This is a genomic window from Corallococcus sp. M7 (genome assembly GCF_054512695.1).
This window is the reverse complement of sequence record NZ_CM137252.1, coordinates 5,367,061-5,383,661: the sequence shown is the minus strand read 5'-3', so window position 1 is coordinate 5,383,661 and position 16,601 is coordinate 5,367,061. Positions and strand designations below refer to the sequence as shown.

Genomic DNA, 16,601 nt, shown 5'->3' with positions numbered 1-16,601 from the left:
GTCGTCCCCTAGAAGCTGACGCCGTCCGTGCTGGGGGCGGGCACCGTCATGGCCAGCCGGGCCTGGGTGCCGTCCTTTTCGTAGAAGCGGTGGTAGAGGTACAGGTCCGCCACCACCTGCTTCACGTAGCCGCGCGTCTCCCGGTACGGGATGGACTCCACGAACAGGTCCAGGGGCAGGGTGCCTCGCTCCTGCGTCCAGCGCACGGCCGCCTTCGGGCCCGCGTTGTAGGCCGCCGCCGCGAGCGCCGGGTGCGCGAAGCGCTTCATCAGCTGCGCCAGGTACCACGCGCCGTAGCGGATGTTGCGCTCCGGGGCGAACAGGTCCGCCGGCGCGGGCGCGGGCTCCGCCATCTTCTGGGCGATCTCCGTCGCCGTGGGCGGGATGATCTGCATCAGGCCGCGCGCGTCCGCCGCGCTCATGACCTCCGGGCGGAAGGCGCTCTCCCGCCGCATGATGGCCCACACGAGGAACGGATCCAGCGCCTGCCGCGTGGCCTCCGTCTCCACCGCCTGGGCGAACGCGCGCGGGTAGAACGCGGCCAGTGCGTCCGGTGCCTTCGCCCCGAAGGCCCGGCCCCACAGGTGGCGCGCCGCCACGACATGCGCGTGGCCGAACTCGCCCAACTGCAAGAGCGCGTGCGCGAACGGCAGCGCCTGGTCCGCGCCGCGCAGGCTGGACACGCGCGACTGCACCTCGTCCGCCGCGTCGCGGAAGAGGCCCGCGCGCGTCAGCGCCACCGCCAGCTCCAGCTCCGGCGGGCGGGGGAGGGTGAGCTGCTTCGGAGGCTGCGGGAAGGCCGCGGGCGGCGTGCGCCCCAGCTCGCGCAGCCGCTCCGTGGCGAGCAGCGCGTAGAACGACGCGGGCGCCGCGCTGATGACGGCTTCATAGGCGGGCCCCACCGTCGCCGGCTTGCCCCCGCCCAGCTCCTCCGTGCGCGCCTGCCAGTAGCGCGCCTGCGGCGCCATGCTCGTCTTCGGATAGGCCGTCACCAGGTCGTCCAGCGCCTGGCGCGCCTTCGCGTACTGCTCCAGCCGGATGTGCGAGAGGGCGCGGAACCACATCGCCTCGTCGCGGCGGCGCGAGCCCTTGTAGCGCTTCTCGTAGTCCGCGAAGGACTTCGCCGCGTCCTCGAAGCGGCCGCCCTGCAAATCCAACCACGCGGCGAAGAACGCGCCCTCCTCACCCGCGGCTTGGGAGGGATAGGCCTTGTCCAGCGCGGCCATCAGCTTGCGCGCCTTCTCGTTGTCGTCCGACTTCAGCGCCCGGCGCGCGACCACCAGCGCGGCCTCCGCGGCGATGGCCGGCGGCCCCTTGCGCGCCACCGCGAGCGCCTTCTCCGCCTCCTCGCGCTTGCCTCGCGCGAAGAGCACCTGCGCGCGCAGGAGCGCCACCTGCGCCACGGCGGGCGCGCCCTTCACCAGCCCGCGCTTCTCCGCCGTCTGGAGCTCTTCCTCCGCCCGCGCCGCGTCGTCGGAGAGGAGGCCCCGGGCGCGCTGGAGGTGTTCGGGCAGGGTGAGCTTCACCGCGGGCTTCAGCGCGGCCAGCTGCTCCAGCGCCTCGTCCGCGTAGGGGTGGGTGGGGAAGCGCAGCGCCACCGTCTTCAGGTCCGCCCGCAGGCCCGCCGCGTTACCGGTGGCCGCGCGCGTCCGGGCGCGTTGGAAGAGCAGCTCCGGGGTGGGCTGCGCCGCCGCCGCGGACTCCAGCACCGGGGCCGCGTCCTTGGGCCGGTGTGCGTCCAGGAGCGACTCGCCCAGGCGGGCGCGGGCGCGCACGGCCAGGGCCGGGGAGGCCTTCTCCAGGGCCCGCTCGAAGTCCTTCGCCGCGCCGTTGGGGTCGCCCGCGTAGAAGCGCGCCTGGCCCAGGTAGAAGGCGTGGAAGGCCTCCAGGGGCGCGGGAGGCGCGTGGCGGGTGAGCAGGTCCCGCGCCTGGGCGGCGTCCCCGTCCGAAAGGACGAGAGTCCCGGCGAGCAGGCCCAGGCGGCCCGCGTCCGGGCACTTCGCCTGCTCACAGGCGGTGAGCTCCGCCCGGGCGAGCGCCGCCGCGTCGGACCGGTGCAGGCGGACGGCCTCCAGCGTCGCCGGGGACTGCCCCAGCGCCACCCCCGTCACCCAACCCGCCACCCAGCCGGTCCAACTCATGGGATTCTTCCTTTCACTTCGCGGCCTTGCGGCTTCGGAACGAGAGGTTTGCAGCTGACATTCCCCACCAGGTGGGCGGGGGTCGGTTTGACAGTCGGCCCGACAAGTCCTAGATCCCGCGCCCACGGGCTGGTCCCGCGGGGTTGTCGGCCCGTTGCGCTATCCGGAGGGAATCCTTACGTTGCGCCGCCGTTGAGCGCTACTCCGGACCGCTGTCGTGTCAGGAAGACCTGTCGTCGCAGGAAGACCTGTCGTCGGTAGCACCTGCTCGTTCACAGACCTCGGGGGGGGAAACAGCTCATAGGGGAGGCTCCATGAAGCCGTGTCCATCCGATCTGCCGCAGACCATCAATCCCGAAGCCGGCCCGAAGCGGGCAGGCGTCGAGACGCATCGCAACCTGAACTGCAACCACTACGACAACTGCCTCGATGAGGCCGTCCGTCGCGGCTGGCAGTCGTTCACGTGCATGAAGTGCCCGATGTACGCCAACCTCGCTCCTCCGCAGATGGGGCTGGAGGCGTACGCCACGCAGCGTCGTCCTGTCTAACCGGGACGTCTGACATGGGGCCCGTCGCACCGGGCCCGCGCGAGCTCGCACCCGGTCACGCCCGAAGCCCGGTCGTGGCCGGCGTCCGCGTCGGCGTTCCTCTTTCGAAGCCAGCGCTTCAGGGGACGGCGGCGTAGATGACGGCCACCCAGTACTGGCCCTGGCCGAAGCGCTTGGAGTTGCCCCGCACCAGCCCCACACCCACCCGGGTGTAGGTGGCGGTGGCCAGGCTGCGTGACTCCGGTACGGCGCCCGGGTCTCCCACCACGAAGAAGTCCACCGAAGCGGTGCCCGCGTCCGGCAGCGCGGAGAACACACGCTCGTGCAGCGGGGACGGGTCTCCGTCTCCAGCGGTGGGCTCGTCCTGCGCCAGCGCGCGGCGGGCGTGGTCTCGCGCCAGCCGCTCCAGCGCCTCGCTTCGCACCAGGGGCGGCAGCTTGAGCGTGGCGCGGTGCCGGCTCAGGGCGTCGTACACGTCCGTCACCGGGTCCGACAGGAGCGCCGCGCCGGGCGAGGCCGCGGTGAAGACCTCCGTGACGATGGCCTGGTCGCGGCCGTCCACCTTCTGGAAGGCCACGCCCACGCCCATGAAGCGGAACGCGGGGTCCAGCAGGTTCTTGCGGTGGCCGGGGCTGTGCTCGATGCCGAAGTGCGCCGCGAGCGGGCCCGCCGCCAGCCCCAGGTTCTCTCCAGCGCGCACGTAACGCGTGCCCTCCGGGAGGCGGCGGGTGAGCGTGGAGCCGTCCGGCGCGATGTGCGCGAAGAAGCCCTCCGTCGCCATGCGCGTGCTGTAGCGCAGCGACACGTCCTCCAGCGTCGGGTCCGGCGTCAGCTCCGGCACCTTGTGCGCGCGGCGCAGGGTGTTGATGCGCTCGTAGAGGGCGGTGCGGGCCTCGGCCAGCGTGGTGGGTTCGCGCTGGGACTCCTGTCCGCCGCGCGTGGAACGGGCCCCCACCTGCACCAGGAACAGCGACGCCACCTCCGGCCCCGCGTTCGCCTGGCCCACCACCTCCACGGTGTAGTTGCCGGGAGTGTCGAAGCCCACCAGGGCGCAGAAGCCATTCGTGCCGGAGGGCGCTCGGCTCAGGGCCACGGCCTCCACCTCGCCGTCCGGCCGGGTGACGAAGACCTGCGGGCTGCGCAGCGGCGGCACGAGCCGGCCGCACACGCGCTTCTCCGTCCCGGCCTTGGCGATGGTGCGGGAGAAGGGGAGCACCTCCGCCTTGCGGTCCGCGACGAGCAGCACCAGCGCGGCGCGCTCGCCCAGGAAGGCCACGCCCACGCCGAAGTGGCTCACGCGCTCGTCGTTGAAGTCCGTGCGGGCGAGGAACGTCTCGATGGCGTGCGCGTGCACCCAGGCGCGGATGACCAGCGCCTTCGGGGACGGATCCGCCGCGCCCGAGTCGCTGACCGCCTCCGTCAACGTGAGCAGGTCCGGGGCCCCGGTGGTGAATTTGGTCAGCGCCTCGCGCGCGAGCCTCCGGGCCGCGGCCTCCAGCGCCTTGTCACTCGTGGGGGCGCGGCGGCCCACGCGCTCGAACTCGCGCTGCACGTGCAGCCGGGCCCGGGCCTCCTGGGCCTGGGGCGTCTCCTCCGGGACGGGGCTGGCGACGGAGGCCACCTCCGGGGACTGCGCGGCGGACGCGGGCAGGACGGAGGCGCCCGCGAGCAGCAGGCCCAGGAGCGCGCGCTTCATCGCGACTCCAACTGGAAGACGAGCGCCTTCACGGTGCCAGCGCCCAGCTTCTCGTTGAAGCGCTCGCGCAGGGAGTCGGCCTGACGGGAGAGGACCTGGGCCCACTCGGCGCTCTCCACGGTGATGATCAGCGTGCTTCCGTCCAGCTGGTGCGGCCGGCTGTGGCGCGCGATGTTCTCTCCCACCGCGGCGGTCCAGAGCGGCATCAGCGACGACGCGCGGCCCGACTCTCCCGCCAGGCGCGCCAGCACCCGGGGCAGCAGGCTCTCCAAGGTCTTCGGTTCACCACGCGCCATCGTCGGTCCGATTCTGGAACCCCTGGCGACGGAAGCCAACTGACACTTGCCTGCCCGGCCGTCTGAATTTCCCGGGCCCCCGGCGCCATCGCCGGTCGCGTCGCGGCCCTTCCCCCTGTAAGGTCGGGGCAAGGCCGGTCCCCCTCGGAGTTCCCATGCGTTCCATCCCCCATCCGGTCCGGTCCCCCGGCCTCGTGCTCGCATGCCTGCTGGCGTGCGCCATGGGCTGCGCGATGTCCGACATGGATGCGCCGTTCATCCATGGGGGCAAGGCGGACGCTTTCTGCACGGTGGATCAGGACTGCGGAGACCCGGCGCTGTTCTTCTGCAACACCGCCCTGTCGCGCTGTGAGCCCTCGTGCCGGACGGACCTCGACTGTTCGGTGAAGCGCCGCGGAGAGCTGAACGCCATCGCGGCTTGTGAGTCCCAGTCGCTGGGCTGCCGCTGTGACGCCAGCCGCTGCGTCCCCGCCCTCTGCACCGGAGACAGTGACTGCGAGGACGGGGAGCTCTGCCGCGACGGCACCTGTGGGGCGCCTCCACCAGCGTCCACCCTGGCGGGCTGCCGCGTGGTGCCCGAGCGCATCATCGCGCCCGTGGGCACCACCCTGCGCTTCGAGGCCTGGGTGTCCGATGCCGAGGGCCAGCCCGTTGTCCCTCGCAGCGGGCTCACCTGGTCCTCCGTGTCGGCGCGCGTGAAGGGCGGAGGCACCGGCACCGGCGCCACGTTCACGCTGGAGTCGGCGGGCGCGGAGGTGGAGGCGGTGGAGGCCCGGCTGGGCAACGTGACGTGCCGTGCGCGCGTCACCGTGCTGCCGCCGCACACGGCCTCCGGGAAGGTGCGGGTGGTGGTGACGGACGCGCTCACGGGCTACCCCGTGGAGGACGCCTCCGTGGTGGTGGCGGACACGCTGGGCGGCGTGACGGCGAGCGAGTCCACGGACGCGCAGGGCGTGGCCGTGCTGGAGGGCCGGAGCGATGCGTCGGTGTCCGTCTTCCACCCGGACTTCGGCTACCTCACCGTGGCGAACTACGACATGACCGGCACGCGGGACCTGCGGCTGCCGCTGCGCCGCAACCCGGCGGACCGCGTGGGCGGAGTGCGCGCCCGGTTCACCCACCTGGCGCCCGTGGGCGTGGGCGGCGCGCTGGCCCTGGGCATGGCGGGGCTGTCCGTGCCGGGGCTCCTGTCCGAGTCGGCCTCCGCCCAGGTGCAGGGGCCTGACCGGGACGTGGACCTCTCGCTTCGCGGGTTGACGCGCCCGTTCCAGATTCCCACCAACGTCTGGGTGAACGGGCTGGGCGTCCTTCCGTCGGAGTCCGTGGACGTGCCGGGCATCCCCGGCGTGTGCGACGCGCCGCTCGCGGACGGAACGGATCCGGAGACGGCCACGCGCGCGGGGACCTGTGGCACGCGCACCGCCTGGGCGCTCACCGCGCAGGTCCCGTCCGGCGAGCTTCCCGCGGGGATGATGGATCCGAGCACGGATCCGCTGCTGCTCCTGGCGCGCGCGCTGCCGCAGTCGGGGCGGTTCTCCTCGGCCGTCCAGCGCGACGTGCGCTTCCCCCTGTATGCGCCCATCGACGGGACGAACCCGCCGGCCGGGCCGCTCACGTCGCTGGACTTCCAGCAGGTGCCGCTGGCCTTCCCGTTCGTGGTGCGCGTCCCGCCGCTTCCGCGCTTCCGCGACAGCTACCTGGCGCGCGCGCTGGTGGTGGGCTCGGTGACCGCGCCCGGACGGGGCACGGTGCCGCTGGGCCTGGGCGCCGCCGTCAACGCCAACCCGGTGGATCCGAACACGGACACGCAGCCCTTGTTGTCCTCGCCGGGCCTCGTGCGCGTGCGCATGGCGCCGGCCCATCACGGCCTGGAGGGGCAGGCGTACCGGCTGGTCGCGGTCGCGTCGTCCGGAGCGCTGGGCGGCGAGGATCCCGTGGGCCGGGCCACCAGCGCGGTGATGTCCACGCTGGACGCGCTCCGCTTCGATCCGGAGGGCATCCAGCCGGTGACGCTCGGCGACGTGTTCCTCGGCATCCCGGAGGGCGCCCGCTTCAACCCGGACGCGTCGCCGTGGCACGGCCTGCTGCCGCGCGAGTGGCGCATGGACGGCGCCCCGCCAGGCGCGACGCTCGTGCGTGCGACCTTCACCAACGCGGCCGGCCGGCGCTGGACGGTCTGGGTGGACGGCCGCCGCGTCGCCAACGGCGTGCGCCTGCCCGTGCCTCCCTCGGGCCTGGAGGACCGCATGTTCCAGGGCGACACGGAGGGCTCGCGCGCGTCGCTGTCGGTGGAGGCGCTGAACGTGGCCATGTCCGAGGGCCGGGTGATGAACCTCTCCGCTCTGGCGGAGACCGGAGGCATGGCGCCCGAGCGGCTCGCCGAATCGGTGCTCGCCGTGTCCACGCTGAACCAGGGCCGGCCCCTGGTGACCTGGCTGTCGCCCACCGAGGGCGCGTCGCTGGCTCGCGGCGCCACCGTGCGCGTGCGGGTGGACGGCTTCCAGGTGGGGATGGACGCCGCCAACGGCGACGAGGGTGGGGTGCTGCTCACCGTGCGCGATGGCGGCCCGGGCTGTGATCTCTCGGTGGTGCGCGGCGACGTGGCCACGCGGTCGGGCGAGGTGGCGCTCTCCCTGCCTGGCGCCTGCTCCGGGGCGGAGGTGACGCTGGTGGCGTCGCTGGTGGACGGGCTCGGGCTGCCGCTGCGGCCCGCCGTCAACGCCACCCGCACGGTGCGGGTGCCCTGACGTGCTGGGGTGTCAGTGCGTCTACGACCTGGCGGGGTACCCGTTCCGGCCGTGAATTCGCTTTCGCGAATTGCGCGGTGATACGTTTGGCTTCATGGGCCAGAAGGAGACGGTCGTCACCGTCATCTCGAAGATCTCCGAGCGCCCCGTCAACCTGGACGCGGCGCTGGTGGTCATCTACGGCCTGGACCTGGGACGCAAATACGACCTGGCGCGTGAGGAGACGCTGATCGGCCGGTCGTCCAAGTCGGACATCCAGATTGATCAGGAGGCGGTGAGCCGCAACCACGCGCGCATCACCAACACCACCAAGGGCGTGCGCATCGAGGACCTGGGGTCCACCAACGGCACGTTCGTCAACGACGACGTCGCGTCGTCGGCGCGGTCGCTGCAGAACGGCGACCTGGTGAAGATTGGCCGCACCATCTTCAAGTTCATCGCGGGCGGCAACATCGAGGCGGCGTACCACGACGAGATCTACCGGCTGACCACCATGGACGGCCTCACGCAGATCTACAACCGCCGCTACTTCGACGAGCAGCTGGACCGCGAAGTCTCCCGCAGCCGCCGCTACGAGCGCGTGCTGTCGCTGGTGATGTTCGACCTGGATCACTTCAAGGACGTGAACGACACCTACGGGCACCTGGCCGGGGACTCGGTGCTCAAGCAGTTGGCGTCCACGGTGCGCACGCGCATCCGGCGCGAGGACGTCTTCGCCCGCTACGGCGGTGAGGAGTTCGCGCTGCTCTTGCCGGAGATCCACCTGGCTGGGGCCCGGCAGCTCGCGGAGAAGGTGCGCAAGCTGGTGGAGCGGCAGCGCTTCGAGTTCGACAAGCAGGTCATCCCCGTCACGCTGTCCATGGGCGTGGCCACGCTGGAGCCGCACCACCGCGAGCCCGCGGAGCTGGTGCGCACGGCGGACGAGCACCTCTTCGCGGCGAAGAGCCAGGGGCGCAACCGCATCTGCGGCTGACGCCCCCGGAGCACCGCTCGAAGCGCTAGCCCGTGAAGACGGAGCGGCGCTCGCGCAGCAGGGCCTGGAGCATGCCCTGGATGGACTCGCGGGTGCGCTCGGTGAGCCGCTGCACCTCGCCCAGGTCGTCCGCGGCCTCCGGCGCCAGGCCTTCCATGGTGAGGGGCTCGCCGAAGCGGATGGTCCACTTGGCGGGCAGCGGGCCGGGCGCGGTGAGCGGCAGCGACGGGAACCCGAGGAAGCCACCGGGGAGGCGGCCCAAGAGCGGGGACGTCTCCTCCGCGCCGACGATGGCCACCGGGACGATGGGCGCGCCGGTGCGCAGGGCCAGCTTCACGAAGCCGCCGCGGCCGAAGCGCTTGAGGCGGTAGCGCTCCGCGAACGGCTTGCTCGCGCCCTGGTAGCCCTCCGGGAACACGACGAGCGGCCGGTGCTCGTCGAGCAGCCGCAGCGCGTTCTCCGGCGAGGCGCGCACGGCGCCCAGGCGGTTGAAGAGGGTGCCGAGCATGGGCGCGTGGAAGACCTGATCCTCCACCAGCCAGCGGGCCTCGGGCAGATCCGGGCGCTCCCGCAGCAGCGCCTGCGCCATCACGAGGCCGTCGTAGGGCAGGGCGCCGGAGTGGTTGGCGACGAGGATGGAGGCGCCGCGCGGCACCTGATCCACGCCCTCCACGGAGACGCGCCAGTACTGCTCGTAGAGGAAGTCGAGGACGGGCTGGAGGCTCTCCACCAGGCCCGCGTCCTTGCCGTAGTCGTCCAGCCGGCTGCCGCCGCCCGCGCCCAGGCTGGTGCGCATGGCCTCCATCAGGCCGTGCATGGCGCCCACGGCGCGGCCCAGGCGCTTCGCTCGCGAGCGCCTGGCCGGCGATCTCCTTCGCCAGCGAGAACATGCCCGCGGCGCGGCCCGCGAAGCCGGACGGCGGGGCCGGCTCCTCCGGACGGTCGTAGCCCTGCGCATCCCGCTCCGCTTCCTCCGGGAGGGGCGACTCGCCGGGGTCGCTCACGAGCGACAGGGGCCGGCGGCTGGGGGGCAGCTCGTCGTGGGTCTCGTCGGGCAGCTCCACCTCCGGCTCCACGTCCGTGGGGGCGGCGCCCTCGATGATGGAGACGGAGATGTGCACGCCGTTCTCCTCGACGCGCTCGACGCCGGAGAACAGGTCGTCGGCCTCGTCCGGGTCTTCCGGCGCGGACATCCCCTCCGGGTCGCGGCGCCAGGCATCCGCGGTCCAGGTGTCCCCGGTGTCCTCGGGAGGAGGCAGGTCCTTCGGGTCGCGGATCCAGGCGTCGGTGGGCCAGACCTCCTCGCCGTCTTCGTCCAGGTCCCGCGCGTCGCGGTCCTCGGCGGAGGACAGGGCGCGCTCCTCGGGGCCGTTGGCGTGGCGCTCCAGCACCTCGTCCACGGCGACGCCCGCGGTGGCCTCGGCCACCTGGGTGGCGACAGCGGTGGCGACCTCGCGCTCGGAGGCGTCGCCATTGCCGTCGTCCAGCACCTGCCGCACGGCGGACTCGGCCACCTCCGCGACGAGCTCCGTCGCCAGGATGCGCTCGATGTCGCGGTCCGGGCCCTTCTGTCCCTCGAACAGCTCGTCCACGGCCGTCTTCGCCGCGGTCTCCGCCGCCTCCGACGCCAGCGCCTCCGTCAGGGCGCGGTCCACCTTGCGCTCCTGGGGCCGCGCGCCGCGCACCTCGTCCGCCAGCACCTGGGGCCGCGACGGCCGGGGCCCGGCGGCGGGGCCCGGCACGGACGGCTCGCGCAGGGGCGAGACCTCCTCGCCAGCCGGATGCTGGTCCGACGCGTGCTCCACCTCGCGCGCGTCCTGTTCGTGCTTCGTGCTGCCGCGTCCGTTGGTGCGGGCCTCGAACATGTGGACCTTGGCGGCGGGCGTCCTGGGCGTCGCGGCGGCCTTCTTCGCCTCCGCGGCCTTGCCGCCCTTGGGCGCCTTCGCCTGGGCGCCGGACTTCGACGCGCCACCCTTTGCGCTCTTCGCCTTGCCCGCTGACTTCGCACCCTTCGCGGACTTCGACGCCGCGGACTTCTTCGCGGCCTTCGGGTTGGCCGCGTCGTCCTTCACCTCGCCCGTGCGAGGCGCGGCGCCCCGCTGGAAGGGATCATTCCCGAGGACACCCTTGGTCATGACTGGCTCCTTCTGAGCGCCGAGGCGGCGTCCCTGACATGGTGGAGGGGCACGAACCCCAGCGCGGACTCGGCGCGCTCCCCGTCCGCGACCCAGGAGTAATGCATGTAGTCGAGCAGGGCCACCGGCAACGTGCCCGCCCCCACTACGCCGAGCGCGCGAAGTGCTCCACGAAACAACGGCCCCGGCAGGGGGAGCGGTTGCGCGCCCGCCTGGCGGATGAGTCCTGAGAGGGGCAACACTCCGCGCCCCACGACGTTGAATTCTCCCGCCGCGTCCGCCCTCAGGGCCAGATGCAGCGCCCGGCCCGCGTCCTCCTCGTGGATCGCCTGCCAGAGCGGGTCGAATCCCATGAGCGTGGGCACCACCGCGTGCGACAGCAACCGCGTCGCCGGATTGTCCAGGCTCGGGCCGAGCAGGGGAGCGAAGCGCAACACCAGCGTGCGGGTGTCCGGATTGCGCTCGCGGAACGCCCGCACCTGTCCCTCCACCTCCACCTTGTCGTTCACGAAGCGGCTGTGCGGACAGCCGAACAGCGGCGAGCCCTCGCGCAGGAGCGCCGGGTTGTTGCCCCGCGCGCCGTAGGTCACCGTGAGCGATGGCACCACCAGCCGGGGCAGCCGCGCGCGGCCCACCGCCGTCAGCACGTTCATGGTGCCAATGACTTCCAGTTCGTGCGCCAGCGGGCCGTTGAGGATGGGCCCGAAGAGGAACGCCAGGTGGAAGAGGGCGTCCACGGGGCGCTCGGTGAGCGCGTCCGTCAGCTCGCCTTCCGCGTCGTAGCGGGTGAGGTCCACACGGTGGAACTCCACCTTGCCCATCCCCTGGGGCTCCTTCGTGTCCAGCACGAGGATGCTCTCCACGCCGGGGTCCGCTTCCAGCCTCGGCAGCAGCAGCCTGCCGTAGTCGCCATTGGCGCCTGTCACCGCGATGCGCATCGGGCCCTTGCCTGCTCGGATCACTTCCATTCGCAGGGGCGGGTGTTAGCCCAGCCGTCCAGGAATGTCAGCCGAGTGCGCCCGTGATGTTCTGGACAACGTCATCCAGGTGGCGGAGGGTGGCTGATCGCCATGTCCCGAATCGCGCGCCTGAGCGACGTGCTCATCAACAAGATCGCCGCCGGTGAGGTGGTGGAGCGCCCCGCCTCCGTGGTGAAGGAGCTGTGCGAGAACTCGCTCGACGCTGGCGCCCGCACCGTGCGCGTGGAGCTGGAAGCCGGTGGAGTGGGGCGCATCACCATCTCCGACGATGGCCACGGCATGAGCCGCGAGGACGCCACGCTCTGCCTGGAGCGCCACGCCACCAGCAAGCTGCGGGAGCTGGACGACCTCTTCCACATCGACTCCATGGGGTTCCGGGGCGAGGCCATCCCCGCCATCGCCTCCGTGTCCCGCTTCACGCTGCACACCGCGGAGCCGGACGCGCACGAGGGCACGAAGGTCACGGTGGAGGGCGGCGGCCCGCCGACGGTGGAGGACGCGCCGCCCCGCGTGGGAACGGTCATCACCGTGGAGGACCTGTTCTTCAACGTGCCCGCGCGCCGCAAGTTCATGCGCCAGGGCGCCACCGAGCTCAAGCACTGCGAGGAGGCCGTGGTGCGCCTGGCGCTCGCGCATCCGGAGGTCGGCTTCTTCGCCTCGCACGAGGGCAACGAGCTCTTCTCCAGCCCCGCCAGCGAGCATGATCCGCGCGAGCGCATCGCTGCGGCCCTGGGCCCCGCGTCCTTCCCGCACCTGTTCCCGGTGGAGGAGCGCCGGCTGGGCGTCGTCGTCACGGGCTACCTCGCGTCGCCGGAGTACACGCTGCCCAACGCGCGCGGCCTCTACACCTTCGTCAACCGCCGCTACATCCGCGACCGCGGCCTCATCAGCACCGTGCAGCGCGCGTTCCAGGACTTCCTGCCCGCGGGCCGCCAGCCGGTGGTGGTGCTGCACATCGACGTGGAGCCCGCCGCGGTGGACGTCAACGTGCACCCGCAGAAGATGGAGGTGCGCTTCGCGGACGCCCGGGGCGTGCAGGACGCGATCAGCGCCGCCCTCTCACGCGTGCTGCGCGCGGCCCCGTGGCTGGGCTCACCGGAAGAGCAGGCCGCGAACCCGCAGCCCCGGGACGCCGCGCACTACGCGCACGCCGTGGAGCGCTTCCTCACCCGCGCGCAGGAGGCCACCTGGGGTGCGCCGCTGCCCACCGCGATGGACGCACCGGGAGGCTCCACGCCCGCGCGCCCGCTGACGCCGTCCTACTTCGGGCCCAATGGTGGTGCCCAGGGCAGCGCGTTCCCCGGTCCGTTCCAGGCGCCCCAGGTTCCGGGCCGCTCACTCGGGTTCGGCGAGGCGCAGCCGCAGCTCAACGAGGCGCCGCCTCCGGGCTACTTCGCGGCCCTGCGCCCCATGGGCCTGCTGGGCAGCCGCTTCCACGTGTGTGAAGGACCCGGCGGCACGCTGGTGGTGCTGGATCCGCACGCCGCGCTGGAGCGCGCGCGCCTCACCGCGTACATGCGCCGGCTGGAGGACGACACGAAGGCGCCGCCGCCGTCGCTGTTCGGCACCACGGTGGACCTGTCGCTGGCGGCGGTGAAGGCGCTGGTGGACGGCCGCGAGGCGCTGCTCAAGCTGGGCGTGGACGTGGAGCCCTTTGGCGGCACGGCGCTCGCGCTCAAGTCGGTGCCGGCCGGCCTGGAGGGGGTGGACCCCCGCGCGCTCCTGGAGGCCCTGTCGCGCGCGTTGCCTCCGCGCAGCGCTCCGCTGGACGTGACGAGCCTGGCGGAGGCCGTGCGCGTGATGGCCTGTCACGCCGCGCGCCGCGCGTCCTCTTCTCCGCTCACCGACGCGCAGCTGCGCGCGCTCCTGGGCGAGTTGGATCGCGCGGACTTCACACCCCCGTGCACGCACGGCACGGTGGTGGTGCTGGAGATGCCGCTGTTGGAGCTGGAGCGGCGCGCTCGCTGACGGCTCAGGCCTTGGCCTTCGCCTCGACCTGCACGCGCAGCGCCTCCTCCTTCGCGCGCAGCTCGCCGGTGGGGTCGCTGGGCGCGAAGTCCTCCGCGGAGGCCACCTGGCGGATCTCCACCTGGCCGTCCTGGAAGGGGATGCGGCGCGCCCAGGCGATGGCCTCCTCGCGCGACTTCACCTCGATGATCCAGAAGCCGGCGATCAGCTCCTTCGTCTCCGAGAAGGGGCCATCCGTCACCGTCGAGCCCGTCTTGGAGAACGTCACCCGGGTGCCCCTGGAGCTGGGGTGCAGCCCTTCGCCCGCGAGCAGGATGCCGGCCTTCACCAGCTCCTCGTTGTACTTGCCCATCTGGGTCAGCTCCTCCGTGGAGGGGAGGCGGCCGGTCTCGCTGTCCTGGGTGGCCTTGACGATCATCATGAAGCGCATGGGGAGTTCTCCTGGAACGTCGGGTTCAAAATGGCGACGAATGGTAGGGCGCGAAATCGACACGGCGGGGGACGGACCGGAAAGTTGACGCGGAAACATCCCCGGCTACGGTGTGCGACACGCCTGTAGCACCGGGCCGCGAGCGCCCGTGCCGGCAGAAAGCCCCGGGATCCGCGCCTTGATGCTCCGCCGTCTGCCGCTCGTCTTCGCCCTCGCCACCGCGCCCGCCTCCGCCCTTGCCCAGGAGGAAGGGGACTGGAGCGCGAATCAGGCGCCCACCGACCTGAATGGCGTGGGCCGCATCACCGTGCAGGCCGGCTACCGGCTCACCTCCAACAACACGCTCTACGACTCCTGGTACGGCACCAAGGGACCGGGCAACGGCCTGGAGCTCGCGCCGAAGTCCCCGGGTGGGCCCGTGGGCGTGGCCACGTTCGCGTACGCGATGTCGGACCTGGTGGAGATCGGCATCGACCTGCTCGGCTCCGCGCAGACCCTGCGCCTGTCCGAGCCCGGGCCCGACGGCACCACCGTGTCCCGCAAGGTCAGCACCCTGTCGTACGGCATCCTGCTCGGCGTCCGCTTCCAGGGCGTGCTCGACATCGGGCCGCAGGGCCTGGTGCCCTTCGCGGGCGTGCTCACGGGGCCCACGGTCGTCTCCTCGACGCGCGAGGGCTCGTCCATCAAGGAGCAGGTCTCCCAGGCCTGGGTGGGCTCGCTCGGCGCCACGCTCCGCCTGTCCGCGAAGTGGGGCATCACCGCCGAGTACCGCTTCATGTTCCTGCGCGGCCCCGTGGAGTCTCCGGACACGGCGAAGTGGCCCGGGCCCTTCAGCTTCAGCCACGGCGGCAACTGGTTCGCGCTCGGCATCACCTACACGTTCCCGCCAGATCCCTCCCGGCCGCTGACCAACTTCTAGTCGCGCGGAAAGTTCCAACACGAGAGCAGGCGAGCACGCGGAGCAGGGACTTCCGGGGAATGGTGGGCACCAAGGGCCCTGTTGGGGAGCGGAAAAAGAACCCGCCCCTCATCCCGGAGAGTCCCCTAGCATGCGTGAGTCGGCCGAAGTCATTTCCGGTCCCAGGAAGATGTCCATGCCCCCCTCTGAACAGCCGAAGACCGACGTCGAGAAGGAACTCTCCGAGCTCCGCCGCGAGGTCATCGAGTCGCGCAACCTCGTCATCAAGACGGACAACCTGCTGAAGAACCTCCACGCGGAGGTGAAGGCGGTTGGCAAGCGTCACGAGGACTTCCAGAAGCGGCAGTGGATCTCCTCGGCGGTGGCCTACGCGCTCTTCGCGATCCTGGCGGTCGGCGGCGCGGTGCTGGTGAACGGCGCGCGCAGCTCCAGCAACACCAACGAGCGCGAGCGGCTGGAGAAGCAGGTGGCGGACCTCTCCACGCAGCTGGAGAAGCAGCGCGCGGACACCACCGCGCACCTGACGGCCCAGCGCGCCGCGGGTGAGGTCTACAAGATGATGACCACGCTGCCGGGTGACGAGCGGCTCAAGGGCATCGACGCGCTGGTGAAGCTGGACACGCAGAAGCTGTCCTCGCTGGAGCGACAGGCCCTCAACGACCGCGCCGCCATCCTGCGCCGCGAGACGGGCGACGCGGCCTTCGAGCGCGGGAAGATCGCCTTCCGCAAGAACGAGATGCCCGCCGTGGTGGAGGAGCTGTCGCGCTTCCTGGCCATGAACCCGGCGGAGGCGGAGGCGCTGGACGCGTCCTTCTTCCTGGGCACCGCCTACAACCAGCTGCGTCAGCACGACAAGGCCGTGCCGCTGCTGGCCCGCTTCGTGGAAGGCGACAAGAAGTCCAAGACGCGTGACTACGCCATGCTGCTGCTGGCCCAGTCGTACCAGGAGACGGGCGCGTTCGATAAGGCGGCGGACACGGTGCGCGACGCGCTGGCCACGTACCCGGCCACCCAGTACCTGTCGCAGTTCCGCGGCCGCCTGAGCTCCGCCAAGCGCGCCGCCGCCGGTGGTGACGCCGCCGCGGTGCCCGCCGCCGCTCCGGCCGCCGCGCCCCAGGCCGCTCCGGCCGTGGCCGCCCCCGCCGCGGGCCAGTAGTCCCCACACCGCCGCCGTCCGGTCGGAGGGTTCGCCTTCCGGACGGTGTGCAAGGGAAGCATTGCCACCCGGGGTCCAGGGTCGTAAGACCTGGGCCCCGTGTCCGCTCCCGACTCGCAGAAAGACCCCCGCTTCCGCCGCTACCGTGGCGCCGCGTACGCGGTCCACATCACGCTGGCCACGCTGGTCTCGCTGTGGATGCTCTGGAACGTGGGGCACTCCGTCGCGGCGATGACGCCCTCCAGGCCCCCGTCGGTGACGCCGCCGCTCACCGTGCGCGAGTGCCTGGACGCCGCGGATGCCCACTGGAAGGACCTGGAGTCCGAGCGCGAGAAGCTCGTGCACGTCCTCCCCGCCCGCAAGGTCGACCAGGAGTGGATGCGCTTCCGCACGGACTGGCTGACGCGCGTGCGCAAGTCCGAGTCCGAGTGCGCCCTGGAGTCGAGGGATCCGGCGCGCGTGGAGCTGCGCTCGGTGTACCGCCACCTCACGCGGGTGCAGGACCTCTACACCATCCACGCGGTGCAGTACGCGGGCGAGGTGGGCGGCGCGGTGGACGCGCTGCACGCCGCCTTCGACACCGCGCGCCGCAAGGACAGCGGCCGGTAGACA

General features: G+C 72.3%; 14 protein-coding genes. 8 read left to right on the top strand and 6 right to left on the bottom strand.

What is annotated here, in order from left to right:
• Positions 1-8: 8 nt before the first annotated feature.
• On the bottom strand, positions 9-2,141 hold the full coding sequence (locus ACX114_RS21285) for a lytic transglycosylase domain-containing protein (RefSeq protein WP_459287247.1): 2,133 nt from the start codon (positions 2,139-2,141) through the stop codon (positions 9-11).
• Between the two features lie 314 nt (positions 2,142-2,455).
• Between ACX114_RS21285 and ACX114_RS21280 the strand changes: the two genes are divergently transcribed.
• Positions 2,456-2,689, top strand: a complete 234-nt coding sequence (locus ACX114_RS21280; RefSeq protein ID WP_014396719.1) for a hypothetical protein — start codon at positions 2,456-2,458, stop codon at positions 2,687-2,689.
• Between the two features lie 118 nt (positions 2,690-2,807).
• Here ACX114_RS21280 and ACX114_RS21275 read toward each other — a convergent pair whose 3' ends face one another.
• Both ACX114_RS21275 and ACX114_RS21270 read right to left on the bottom strand, forming a co-directional pair.
• Complete coding sequence (locus ACX114_RS21275) at positions 2,808-4,385, bottom strand: CAP domain-containing protein (protein WP_459287245.1); 1,578 nt, start codon at positions 4,383-4,385, stop codon at positions 2,808-2,810.
• Positions 4,382-4,681 (bottom strand): DciA family protein, encoded by a 300-nt coding sequence (locus tag ACX114_RS21270; RefSeq protein WP_459287243.1) that lies wholly within the window; start codon positions 4,679-4,681, stop codon positions 4,382-4,384. Before ACX114_RS21270 ends, ACX114_RS21275 begins: the two co-directional genes overlap by 4 nt.
• 155 nt (positions 4,682-4,836) lie before the next feature.
• Between ACX114_RS21270 and ACX114_RS21265 the strand changes: the two genes are divergently transcribed.
• On the top strand, positions 4,837-7,428 hold the full coding sequence (locus ACX114_RS21265; protein WP_459287242.1) for a carboxypeptidase regulatory-like domain-containing protein: 2,592 nt from the start codon (positions 4,837-4,839) through the stop codon (positions 7,426-7,428).
• 94 nt (positions 7,429-7,522) lie between these two features.
• Complete coding sequence (locus ACX114_RS21260; protein ID WP_459287240.1) at positions 7,523-8,401, top strand: diguanylate cyclase; 879 nt, start codon at positions 7,523-7,525, stop codon at positions 8,399-8,401.
• 25 nt (positions 8,402-8,426) lie between these two features.
• Here the strand turns inward: ACX114_RS21260 and ACX114_RS21255 are convergent, their stop codons facing one another.
• Positions 8,427-9,218: a lysophospholipid acyltransferase family protein gene (locus ACX114_RS21255; protein WP_459300225.1), complete on the bottom strand. Its 792-nt coding sequence runs from the start codon at positions 9,216-9,218 to the stop codon at positions 8,427-8,429.
• A 281-nt stretch (positions 9,219-9,499) separates the two neighbouring features.
• On the opposite strand from ACX114_RS21255, the gene ACX114_RS21250 reads away from it, so the two are divergent.
• Complete coding sequence (locus ACX114_RS21250; RefSeq protein WP_459287238.1) at positions 9,500-10,552, top strand: hypothetical protein; 1,053 nt, start codon at positions 9,500-9,502, stop codon at positions 10,550-10,552.
• Here ACX114_RS21250 and ACX114_RS21245 read toward each other — a convergent pair.
• Positions 10,533-11,504: an SDR family oxidoreductase gene (locus ACX114_RS21245; protein ID WP_459287236.1), complete on the bottom strand. Its 972-nt coding sequence runs from the start codon at positions 11,502-11,504 to the stop codon at positions 10,533-10,535. The two genes, ACX114_RS21250 and ACX114_RS21245, sit on opposite strands and share 20 nt — an antisense overlap.
• Positions 11,505-11,606: 102 nt before the next feature.
• On the opposite strand from ACX114_RS21245, the gene mutL reads away from it, so the two are divergent.
• Positions 11,607-13,484: a DNA mismatch repair endonuclease MutL gene (gene mutL / locus ACX114_RS21240; RefSeq protein ID WP_459287234.1), complete on the top strand. Its 1,878-nt coding sequence runs from the start codon at positions 11,607-11,609 to the stop codon at positions 13,482-13,484.
• A gap of 4 nt (positions 13,485-13,488) precedes the next feature.
• On the opposite strand, the gene ACX114_RS21235 is transcribed toward mutL, so the two are convergent.
• Positions 13,489-13,914, bottom strand: coding sequence for a YciI family protein (locus ACX114_RS21235; RefSeq protein WP_459287232.1), 426 nt, complete (start codon positions 13,912-13,914; stop codon positions 13,489-13,491).
• Positions 13,915-14,095: 181 nt separating this feature from the next.
• Here ACX114_RS21235 and ACX114_RS21230 point away from each other — a divergent pair, with 181 nt between their 5' ends.
• The 3 genes from ACX114_RS21230 (at position 14,096) to ACX114_RS21220 (ending at position 16,598) form a co-directional block, all read left to right on the top strand.
• On the top strand, positions 14,096-14,833 hold the full coding sequence (locus ACX114_RS21230) for a hypothetical protein (RefSeq protein ID WP_459300223.1): 738 nt from the start codon (positions 14,096-14,098) through the stop codon (positions 14,831-14,833).
• Positions 14,834-14,963: 130 nt separating this feature from the next.
• A complete protein-coding gene (locus tag ACX114_RS21225; protein WP_459287230.1) occupies positions 14,964-15,989 on the top strand; it encodes a tetratricopeptide repeat protein in 1,026 nt (341 codons plus the stop codon).
• A 99-nt stretch (positions 15,990-16,088) separates the two neighbouring features.
• Positions 16,089-16,598, top strand: coding sequence for a hypothetical protein (locus tag ACX114_RS21220; RefSeq protein WP_459287228.1), 510 nt, complete (start codon positions 16,089-16,091; stop codon positions 16,596-16,598).
• The last annotated feature ends 3 nt before the right edge of the window (positions 16,599-16,601 follow it).

Bases quoted from the DNA above. Each gene is read 5' to 3' on its own strand.
- ACX114_RS21285 (WP_459287247.1), bottom strand. From the start codon at position 2,141: ATGAGTTGGACCGGCTGGGTGGCGGGTTGGGTGACGGGGGTGGCGCTG.
- ACX114_RS21280 (WP_014396719.1), top strand. From the start codon at position 2,456: ATGAAGCCGTGTCCATCCGATCTGCCGCAGACCATCAATCCCGAAGCC.
- ACX114_RS21275 (WP_459287245.1), bottom strand. From the start codon at position 4,385: ATGAAGCGCGCGCTCCTGGGCCTGCTGCTCGCGGGCGCCTCCGTCCTG.
- ACX114_RS21270 (WP_459287243.1), bottom strand. From the start codon at position 4,681: ATGGCGCGTGGTGAACCGAAGACCTTGGAGAGCCTGCTGCCCCGGGTG.
- ACX114_RS21265 (WP_459287242.1), top strand. From the start codon at position 4,837: ATGCGTTCCATCCCCCATCCGGTCCGGTCCCCCGGCCTCGTGCTCGCA.
- ACX114_RS21260 (WP_459287240.1), top strand. From the start codon at position 7,523: ATGGGCCAGAAGGAGACGGTCGTCACCGTCATCTCGAAGATCTCCGAG.
- ACX114_RS21255 (WP_459300225.1), bottom strand. From the start codon at position 9,218: ATGCACGGCCTGATGGAGGCCATGCGCACCAGCCTGGGCGCGGGCGGC.
- ACX114_RS21250 (WP_459287238.1), top strand. From the start codon at position 9,500: ATGATGGAGACGGAGATGTGCACGCCGTTCTCCTCGACGCGCTCGACG.
- ACX114_RS21245 (WP_459287236.1), bottom strand. From the start codon at position 11,504: ATGGAAGTGATCCGAGCAGGCAAGGGCCCGATGCGCATCGCGGTGACA.
- mutL (WP_459287234.1), top strand. From the start codon at position 11,607: ATGTCCCGAATCGCGCGCCTGAGCGACGTGCTCATCAACAAGATCGCC.
- ACX114_RS21235 (WP_459287232.1), bottom strand. From the start codon at position 13,914: ATGCGCTTCATGATGATCGTCAAGGCCACCCAGGACAGCGAGACCGGC.
- ACX114_RS21230 (WP_459300223.1), top strand. From the start codon at position 14,096: ATGCTCCGCCGTCTGCCGCTCGTCTTCGCCCTCGCCACCGCGCCCGCC.
- ACX114_RS21225 (WP_459287230.1), top strand. From the start codon at position 14,964: ATGCGTGAGTCGGCCGAAGTCATTTCCGGTCCCAGGAAGATGTCCATG.